The following is a 1,524-nucleotide window of genomic DNA, read 5'->3' as shown; positions in this document are numbered from 1 at the left end:
CGACCGGCTACACGTTCAACCTCGACGGCGCGTCGATCTATCTCGGCATCGGCACGCTGTTCGTCGCGCAGCTGTATGGCGTGCACCTCGGCTGGCAGCAGCAGGTGCTGCTGACGCTGACCATGGTCGTCACGTCGAAGGGCGCCGCCGGTGTGCCGGGCTTCATGTTCGTGATCATGCTCGCGACGCTCGCGAGCGCGGGATTGCCGCTCGAAGGGCTCGCGTTCATTGCCGGCGTCGACCGGATCATGGACATGGGCCGCACCGCGCTGAACGTCGTCGGCAATGCGCTGGCGCCGCTCGTCATCGCGAAATGGGAAGGCCGGTACGACGCGGAAAAGGGCCGCGCGTACGTCGAATCGCTGCGCGGCTGAACGCCGCCATGCATGCACCGCACAACATTCCGAAGCAAACAGGAGCATCGAAGATGAGCAGTCCCCATGGCGCACTTTTTCCCGACGCGTTGATGCAGCAGATCAAGTCGCACTTTCATCACGTCGATCGCGACGTCGACGGCCGCGAGCGGTTGTTCTTCGACAACGCGGGCGGGTCGTTCCGGTTGAAGGCGGCAGTCGACGCGTACGCGCGGGTCGATGCGCTGCCCGATTGCCCGGAGCGTATCCATGCGCGGGCGCTCGATCTGCAGGCGATCCAGTCGCGCGGCGAGGACGACGTTCGCACGATCCTGAACGCGCAGGGCGGCACCGTGTATGCGTCGCTGACCGCATCGGGCGCGATGTTCGACATGGTGCGCGCGATCATGGAGAACGTGCCGGGCACCAACGCGGTGACGACCGTGCTCGAGCACCCGTCGTCCTACGATGCAATGACGGTTTACGCGGAACGGACCGGCAAGACGCTGCGCATCGCGCCGAGCAATCCTGAGACCGGTGGCGTGGACGTCGACGCGATCGTGGCGCTGGTCGACGCCGATACCGCGCTGCTCAGCGTGATGGCGGCGTCGAACATCTCCGGTGCGAAATTCGACATCGAGACGATCGTCGCGCGGGCGAGAGAGAAGAAGCCCGATCTGTTCATCGTCGTCGACGCGGTCCAGCATGCGCCGCACGGGGTCATCGACCTGCAGCGCACGCCGGTCGACGGGATCAACTTCGCGCCGTACAAGTATTTCGGATGCCGCGGCTCGGGCATGTCGTGGCTGTCGCCGCGTGCGGCCGCGCTGCCGCATCACCGGCTCGCCGCGAAGGAGAACGGCGTATGGGAACTCGGGAGCCCGGCGCCCGCGCAATTTGCGGTCGTATCGTCGATTGTCGATTACGTGGCGTGGATCGGCCGGTATTTCACCGATTCCGACGACCGGCGCACGCTGTTTGTCGAGGGCATGCACCGGATCGAGCTGCATGAACGCGCGCTGCTCGCCGCGTTGCTCGACGGCTTGCGCGCGATCGACGGCGTCGACGTCTACTGGGATCATGACGACCTGACGCAGCGCGACCTGATCGTCGGGATCGGCTTCGCGCATCTCGAACCGACGCAGGCGGTGCGGGAATACGAGAAGCACGG

General features: G+C 65.7%; 2 protein-coding genes. Both read left to right on the top strand.

Features of this window, described 5'->3' with window-relative positions; translation table 11 throughout:
• Positions 1–374 (top strand): cation:dicarboxylate symporter family transporter (locus tag JMF90_RS36650; protein WP_201326301.1); only part of this gene is annotated, 374 nt, incomplete at its 5' end.
• A 53-nt stretch (positions 375–427) separates the two neighbouring features.
• Positions 428–1,524 (top strand): aminotransferase class V-fold PLP-dependent enzyme (locus tag JMF90_RS36645; RefSeq protein ID WP_201326300.1); only part of this gene is annotated, 1,097 nt, incomplete at its 3' end.

The organism is Burkholderia sp. E168m23, from assembly GCF_016586125.1.
GTDB classification, from domain to species: Bacteria; Pseudomonadota; Gammaproteobacteria; order Burkholderiales; family Burkholderiaceae; genus Burkholderia; species Burkholderia orbicola.
The sequence above is the reverse complement of the archived record's forward strand: the minus strand, read 5'-3'. Positions and strand labels throughout refer to the sequence as shown.